Annotated in this window: 8 protein-coding genes; 3 read left to right on the top strand and 5 right to left on the bottom strand. The window is 32.9% G+C overall.

Features of this window, described 5'->3' with window-relative positions; all coding sequences use genetic code 11:
* Positions 1-232 (top strand): hypothetical protein (locus CD122_RS12170; RefSeq protein ID WP_206167771.1); only part of this gene is annotated, 232 nt, incomplete at its 5' end.
* 78 nt (positions 233-310) lie between these two features.
* On the opposite strand, the gene CD122_RS12050 is transcribed toward CD122_RS12170, so the two are convergent.
* Positions 311-448 carry a hypothetical protein gene (locus CD122_RS12050; RefSeq protein WP_169926518.1) on the bottom strand — a complete coding sequence of 46 codons (138 nt, stop codon included), beginning with the start codon at positions 446-448 and terminating at the stop codon, positions 311-313.
* A 169-nt stretch (positions 449-617) separates the two neighbouring features.
* Here CD122_RS12050 and CD122_RS11110 point away from each other — a divergent pair, with 169 nt between their 5' ends.
* Together CD122_RS11110 and CD122_RS11105 are read left to right on the top strand one after the other, a co-directional pair.
* A complete protein-coding gene (locus CD122_RS11110; RefSeq protein WP_206167770.1) occupies positions 618-1,004 on the top strand; it encodes a GtrA family protein in 387 nt (128 codons plus the stop codon).
* Positions 1,005-1,036: 32 nt separating this feature from the next.
* Positions 1,037-3,613 carry a YfhO family protein gene (locus tag CD122_RS11105; protein WP_240624164.1) on the top strand — a complete coding sequence of 859 codons (2,577 nt, stop codon included), beginning with the start codon at positions 1,037-1,039 and terminating at the stop codon, positions 3,611-3,613.
* Between the two features lie 343 nt (positions 3,614-3,956).
* On the opposite strand, the gene CD122_RS11100 is transcribed toward CD122_RS11105, so the two are convergent.
* From CD122_RS11100 to CD122_RS11085, 4 genes are read right to left on the bottom strand one after another with little or no spacing between them, the layout of a single operon-like run.
* On the bottom strand, positions 3,957-4,373 hold the full coding sequence (locus tag CD122_RS11100) for a hypothetical protein (protein WP_103359008.1): 417 nt from the start codon (positions 4,371-4,373) through the stop codon (positions 3,957-3,959).
* 10 nt (positions 4,374-4,383) lie between these two features.
* Entirely contained in the window at positions 4,384-5,004 is a 621-nt protein-coding gene (locus CD122_RS11095; RefSeq protein ID WP_103359007.1) for a CPBP family intramembrane glutamic endopeptidase, read from the bottom strand.
* The gene (locus CD122_RS11090) at positions 5,001-6,155 is read right to left on the bottom strand and encodes an ABC transporter permease (protein WP_103359006.1); all 1,155 of its coding nucleotides are present in this window, start codon (positions 6,153-6,155) and stop codon (positions 5,001-5,003) included. The genes CD122_RS11095 and CD122_RS11090 overlap by 4 nt, the downstream gene beginning before the upstream one ends.
* Positions 6,145-6,825: an ABC transporter ATP-binding protein gene (locus CD122_RS11085; RefSeq protein WP_103359005.1), complete on the bottom strand. Its 681-nt coding sequence runs from the start codon at positions 6,823-6,825 to the stop codon at positions 6,145-6,147. Before CD122_RS11085 ends, CD122_RS11090 begins: the two co-directional genes overlap by 11 nt.
* Positions 6,826-7,162: the final 337 nt, after the last annotated feature.

Below are 7,162 nucleotides of genomic sequence, written 5' to 3'. Positions count from 1 at the left end.
TAATATCCATGACAAAGCCCTGATTAAATGTTTTTTAACATCTAATCAGGGCTTTTTACAAAAGAGGCTTAGAACGAATTATGTCCCAGCCCCTGTCAACAAAGAAGAACACAAGGCCGTCATTCATTATGAATTGCCACATTGGCGCTTTTACCTTGTGCTGACGCTGTTAGGTAGTATCTTAACCTTTATCTATCGTCGCTGGTTAAGAATGGGACAGGAATTGCATTAATCAAAAAGATCCCGTTATATAACAAAAATAACGTATAACAAGATTTACCATTTATCATGTTATACGTTGTTTTATTGTTTATAATCGACTTTTAAATGCTTCACGATTCGTACAAAAGATAATAACACGACGTCCCGCTACTTTTTGAAAAATGCGTTCAATCTTTTCACACGATGCTTCTTGTGTGCCATAATCTAATTCATACCCGTGACCCAAATTGCGTAAGATATCTTTTAAAACGTTTACAACAACATTTAATCTTGTTTAGTATTAATAATCGACGCTTTTTCACATGATTTGTGTTATATTTTATCAGTAGTAGGTTGTTTTCTTAATTCATCTCGCAACCTTACACATTGAATATTAAAAGAAAGTAGGACTATTGATGATGCAATCTGATCGTCTTTATGAAATTATCCGATTTATTATTGTTGGTGGTTTAAATACCGTTAACTATTACGTTGTCTATTTGATTTTATTACATTTATTTCATGTACAATATTTAATCAGTCATCTTGTTGGCTTTGTTGTCGCATTTGTTATCTCATATTATTTGAACTGTTACTTTGTATATAAAGTAAAGCCGACACTCAAGAAATTTTTAGCGTTTCCATTAACACAAGTCGTTAATATGGGTGTTCAAACACTGCTTATCTATTTGTTTGTAGATTTTCTACACTTCAACAAATCAATCGCACCTTTTGTTGGACTTGTCGTTACAATACCAATCACCTATGTACTTTCAAAGTATATTTTAACGAAACACATATAAGTTTCAATTGAACGAAGAAAGAGTGAATGACATTGAAAAAGCATTATCCCTCCCCTAAATGGTTCAAATTACTGTGTGTTGCTTTTTTAGTAGGCGCAATAGTATATGTTCCAGTGTTTTATCGCTATTTTGCACACGGTGTGATTTATAGTGGAGCTGGGGACGGTTTCAAACAAATGATGCCGTTCCAAATGTTCCTATATGATCGCATGTCTAACCTATCATCCTATTATGATGTTGCCTTAGGATTAGGTGGGGATTACTTCACAGACCTATCTTATTACTACACAACCTCCCCTATTATGTATGTTAACTTCCTATGTATTAAGTTACTTCAAACATTCAGCCATATTAATCCATCTACAATTGACTTTTGGCCAGCAAATCAAATGATTGTGGCCTACTTTAAATGCGTCATTACATTCTTAGCGACATATGGCATGTTTAAAATGTTTGATATTAAAAATCCATACCGTTTTCTAGGTGCGATGTTGTATAGTACGTCAACAGTATTTTATTATTTCAACTTTACGTGGTCATTCTTTGGAGATATTTTACTATTCCTGCCACTTTCTATTTGGGGGATGGAGCGTTTCTTCAAAACACGTAAAATCGGTTTATTTATTATTGCGATTGCACTGACGTTGTTTTCTAACTTTTATTTTAGTTACTATCAAACACTCACATTAGGTGCATATTTGATTTATCGTATGATTTACGCACATCAAGATGATATTGTGACGCGTTGGAAAAAACTATGGCTACTTGTTCCTGCAGTGCTCATTAGTTTCTGTATCGCTTCATTTGGTTTTATTACCGGTGTCCGTTCATTTTTAAATAATGACCGTAAACTAAGTGAATATGAAGTATCACCATTAATAGATTTCACATCTAAATATCATATTTTCTCGAATGGTTTTTATTTTACGATTACATTTATCGCACTCGTAGCGCTATTTTCATTTAAATTGTACCGTCACTATTATTATCGTTTATTTGCCATTTTTACATGGATTTTACTCTTTGGTGCACTTACACCGTATTTCGATAGTGCTTTTAATGGTTTCTCGTATCCGCAAAGACGTTGGGGTTACTTACTCGTCTTATCAACAAGTGTATTGATGGCCATGTGGTTGAAACATTTGACTGAGCAAACATGGCGTGATTATTTAGTATCACTCCTACCACTCATTCCGTTAGCACTGGCTACAATTGTCATATCTTCGGGTCGCATGTGGTGGATGTTTGTCAGTATCCTTATTTTAGGTATTGCTGCATTGTACATCTATCGTCAAAAGAGATTAACACAACGGATCACATATCTCATTGTTGCGCTGTTTGTCTTTCAACAATTCGTGTTACTGCTCAATTATCATTCAAATAATATGTTAAAACACGAAACGGATACGTCTACATTGCACGCACCAAAGTATCATAGTCATCTCCTTCAACAAACAATTGATGAGATTACAGAGCGTCAAAAACCGTTAGAACGTATTGATTATATGAGTACGTATGCGATTAATTCCAGTATGATATATCACTTCAATGGTGTTGCACTGTACTCTAGTATTTTTGATGGCGCGATCTTAGACTACTATGATAACCTTATGCAGATTAATATGGAATTCGACAGTAATAGTACGTATCGTTTGCTTGGAAATCGTGCCAATATGTATGCGTTATGGGGTGTTTCTGACCGTATTAAAAAAGGTAGTGATCCATCCATTCCATATGGTATGAAACGTGAACAACAAATTAAAGAAAGTGACAGAACGTGGTCACATAGTCGTAATATGATTGACTACCCTGCCGCACACCTTACATCTAAAGTGTATAATGCAGCAGATTTGAAATCGCCACTTGATCGTGAACATGCGATGTTACAAGGGGTTGTACTAGAGGATCAAAAAGGTAATACATCTTTTAAATCCAATCCAGACCTACTTAAAACAGCGACAATCACACCACGTGACGCGCAACAAAAAGGTAACAAATTGAAAGTCAACAAAAACTTGGGTGGCTTAGATATTTCAATGCCTCGCAATGATCGTTATAAAGATTATTATTTAGAAATGGATGTTGAGTTATTGTCACCGAATCAACGACATTATTTGAAAGTAGATGACTTCCATCAGCGTCGTACTGGACTCACATACAAATATAAACGCTTTGTCACACCGATTACAGTACGTGTGCCTGCCAATGAACCGATGCAACTGAAACTGAAAAAAGGCACATATCGTGTCAGTATCAAACATATTTATGGTGAGGATTATTCAACACTTCAAAAAGCAACGCGTGATGTGACACCTGTTAAAGTCAAAAAAACAAGACAAGATTTACGTGTTGACATGAAACCAACGAAAAAGTCATACCTTGTACTACCAATCCCATATCGAGATGGCTTAAAAGCTGAAGTGGATGGTAAGGAAAGACCTGTTTTACAAGGCAATGGCATCCAATCCGTTATTCCAGTTAACAAAGGCGAACACAAGGCAGTTATCCATTACGAATTGCCGTATTGGCGAATCTATCTCATGATGACAATCTTTGGTCTCATCAGCGCCTTCGTTTATCGCTGGTGGTTACGACGCAAAATTTCATAGCATATTAAAAGGCAACGGCACTACATAACGTAGAATAGCCGTTGCCTTTTTGAATTACAAGTGTCTTAAAGATAAAATAAGCATACCGCTCATCACGTGAGTTGTATGCTTATTAATCGGCAATAGCTGAAATTTTTGAGTATAAAGATTTGCACTCAAAAATTTATAGCTACTATACTTCATATAATCACATCATAAAATGGTTTAGCTATAATAATTAAGCTTTTCGTCTACCATTTTTACGATATGTTGTACGAGTATAAAAGCCCCAGAACCAACTAGTTGTTAATTTGTTGAATAAATCAAACATTAGTAACACCTCCTTAATTTTGATAATTTATATTTAAAATTTGCCTCCCTTTATTTTCTTGAATACACCTATTATCAATGAAATAAATGCGCTCAATAAAAATTCTTGGAAAAACAAACCTAAATATGTACTAAACTTCATATTTCTGTTAAATAAAATAACTGAGGTCTTAGATTGAACTGTGTTATTTTCTATTGTAGATATGGGTGTGATTTGTAATATTGAAATTATAACTATTACAAAAATAATTGAATACAATGGAATTAATAACCATTTATATTTACTGCGTGCTGACACTTTGCCAATAACGATAGCTGCTATAAATGATGGTATAATTTGAACAAATATCATATACTGAAATATTGTTAAATGTTCCATTATAATGAGACATACTGTCAATTCAGCGACTAATATTAAAATCATAATTAATTCTAGCTTTGTGAGTTTCATATGTTCTCCTTTACGTATAACTTAAAATAATATTCCAAATTGCGTGTGCTAAAGTAGGTAAGAAAATTTTACCTGTTTTTTGTTTCATATAATAAAGTAGTATTCCTAGTGGGAAACGATAGACCAAATTATCAAAAAAAGTTTGTTCAGGATGCCCAATAAAGCTAAAAATTAAACTTTGAATCAAGCATATAATCAAGATGTTATTAAACAACTTTTCGATTATTTTAGGAACCATCAATCTGTATACCAATTCTTCTTCCCATGCAATCAAAAAGTTTAAACTAATGTATGCCAATATATATACATAAATCTGATTAGTTGCTAGAAATTTATAGACTAAGTAAGAGATTACTATTATCATAAGAGAATATTTAATTAATTGTCTTATAGATATTACTTGTTCAACTTTTATATCTATAAATCTTATTTTCAAATATATATTCAAAATAAGAAGAGCAACCAATGCAAATAACAATCTCTCAGCAAACATCATTCCTAATAAATCTACTCTTTCAAATAACAGAGATGTAACAGCATCCCCTATCATTAAAGACAATAGTGGCAAAAACGCTGTGGCTAATAGCATGATAAGTATTTCAAATTTATTTAATTTGATGTTCTCTATCATCGCAAACCATCTACTACATTTTTATTTGATGCAACCATAGCTGGAATGATACTAAACAAAATACCAAATACAATCGTTGCCCCCAATGTAATCATTACTTGTTCAACAGATAATTTAGCCGCTAGTCCTGTAAGATTCATTAACAGAACTAAAATAATCGCCGAGAAACTACCTACAATTCCACCTATTGTTGATAATATTGTGCCTTCCATCATATAGGCAAAGTGAATATCTACTTTTTTGGCACCTAATGCTCTTCTAATCGCTATTTCTTTACTACGTTCACTTACTGATGACAACATGGCATTCATCACACCAAATCCAGCAACAAATATTGAAATACTGGAAAGTACTGCAATAAAGTTAAGTATGGTTGTTGCTTGATCCTCTGTTTCTTCATAAAGTCGCTTTTTATCATCATAAGCATAGCTACCTTTCTCACGATGTGTACCATGTGTATCCAAAACAGCTAATGCGCTATTCACATCTTTCAAATCATTTGTGGATAGTATCATTTCATCATAATAAATTTGTCCATTTAAAAATTTATTTTTTGTCTGTTTAGAAACAATAAGCGATGGCAACATTTCATTAACTTCAGAACCATAATAGATAGAACAAATTTTGTATACTTTTCCAGAAATCATAAGTTCAGAACCGAGATATTGTTCTACATCAGTTTGACGTGTTAGAGATGATAAAGCTTTGTCACTAATCGCAATATCATTCGCAACTTTTTCTAGAGACATCCCTTTTAATAATGACGGTAACTCAATATCGTTATTTTTCAAATCTTGAATCGTTCGAAAACTCAAGTTTTGTTTGCCTTTTTGATAATGAACTGTGGCATATAATCCATAAGAACTAGACTTTAAAGTTACTTGTTGCCCTAATTCTTTTTCAACGAGTTGTTTATCTGATGTTGTAAAACCAGCAACATCTAACATATTTTCAGGTGTATAGGTTAATGTCATCACTTCTTCATCTACTTTTAAGTCATCATTTAAGGAAGACGTTGTATAAAAGGAACTCGATAATACTATTAGTACAACAAATGTCGAAATTGCGATAGCTAACGCTGTTAAGATACTCTGACGCTTGTTTCTAAACAACAATTTTAATGCATCAACAGTGAGTTTTTTATATTTCATTACTATGATCTCCCTTTAATATCAACTGGCCATTTTGCATTTCGTATATTGTATCGCTAAAACGAGCAACAAATATGTCATGTGTCACGACAATTATTGTCGTACCATCTCGATTTAGATTTTTCAATATTCTTAAAATTTCATTTCTGCTTATTTCATCTAAAGCGCCTGTTGGCTCATCCGCAATCAAAAATTTAGGTTTATGGGCCATTGCTCTAATAATTGCTACACGCTGTTTTTGTCCACCTGAAAGATTACATGGATACGTGTCCATGTAATCTTCTAACCCTAACTTCTTAATAAGATTGTTAATATAAGATTCGTCATGGGGTTGCTCTGAATAAAGAAATGGTAATAAGATATTTTCACGTACTGTATATTCATCTATTAAATTGAAATTTTGGAAAATGAACCCAATATACTTATTTCGATAGGAAGCCAACGTTTGTTCATCTAACCTTAAAACTGACTCGCCTTTCAGCTGATAGTCACCTTTGAAATCACTATCTAACAATCCTATGATGTTCATCAGCGTAGATTTACCACAACCAGATGTTCCCATGATCGAAATATATGACCCTGAGTCAACAGTGAGTGTAATGGCCTTTAATACTTGAGTTTCTACATTACCTTCTCGATATGTTTTACAAATATTTTTTAATTCAATCATCTTCATTCCCGCCAAGCTATTTATAAATTGTTACACCTTAAGATGTACGCGTTTACATTTATTATATTTAACTCCATAAAAATGTATAGATAATTTTTAACACTATTTTTACACTGTTACACTGTGAATTGCAATAGTATTTAACTACCAATTATACAATTGATTTACTTAAAATTTGCTGTTAGTTTTGTTTTTACACTATAATAAAATAAATTTAGTATTGTCTTCATCTATCGCTGGTGGTTACAAAGCTAAATCTCATAGTATATTAAAAGGCAAATCTTATACCACGCTTTGCCTTTGTAGTTCCTATCGTTGTTAATAGAGATTTGGAATT

The sequence above is a fragment of the Staphylococcus rostri genome (assembly GCF_002902145.1).
Lineage (GTDB): Bacteria > Bacillota > Bacilli > Staphylococcales > Staphylococcaceae > Staphylococcus > Staphylococcus rostri.
This window is presented reverse-complemented; position numbering and strand designations above follow the sequence as displayed.

Bases quoted from the DNA above. Each gene is read 5' to 3' on its own strand.
- CD122_RS11110 (WP_206167770.1), top strand. From the start codon at position 618: ATGATGCAATCTGATCGTCTTTATGAAATTATCCGATTTATTATTGTT.
- CD122_RS11100 (WP_103359008.1), bottom strand. From the start codon at position 4,373: ATGAAACTCACAAAGCTAGAATTAATTATGATTTTAATATTAGTCGCT.
- CD122_RS11095 (WP_103359007.1), bottom strand. From the start codon at position 5,004: ATGATAGAGAACATCAAATTAAATAAATTTGAAATACTTATCATGCTA.
- CD122_RS11090 (WP_103359006.1), bottom strand. From the start codon at position 6,155: ATGAAATATAAAAAACTCACTGTTGATGCATTAAAATTGTTGTTTAGA.
- CD122_RS11085 (WP_103359005.1), bottom strand. From the start codon at position 6,825: ATGATTGAATTAAAAAATATTTGTAAAACATATCGAGAAGGTAATGTA.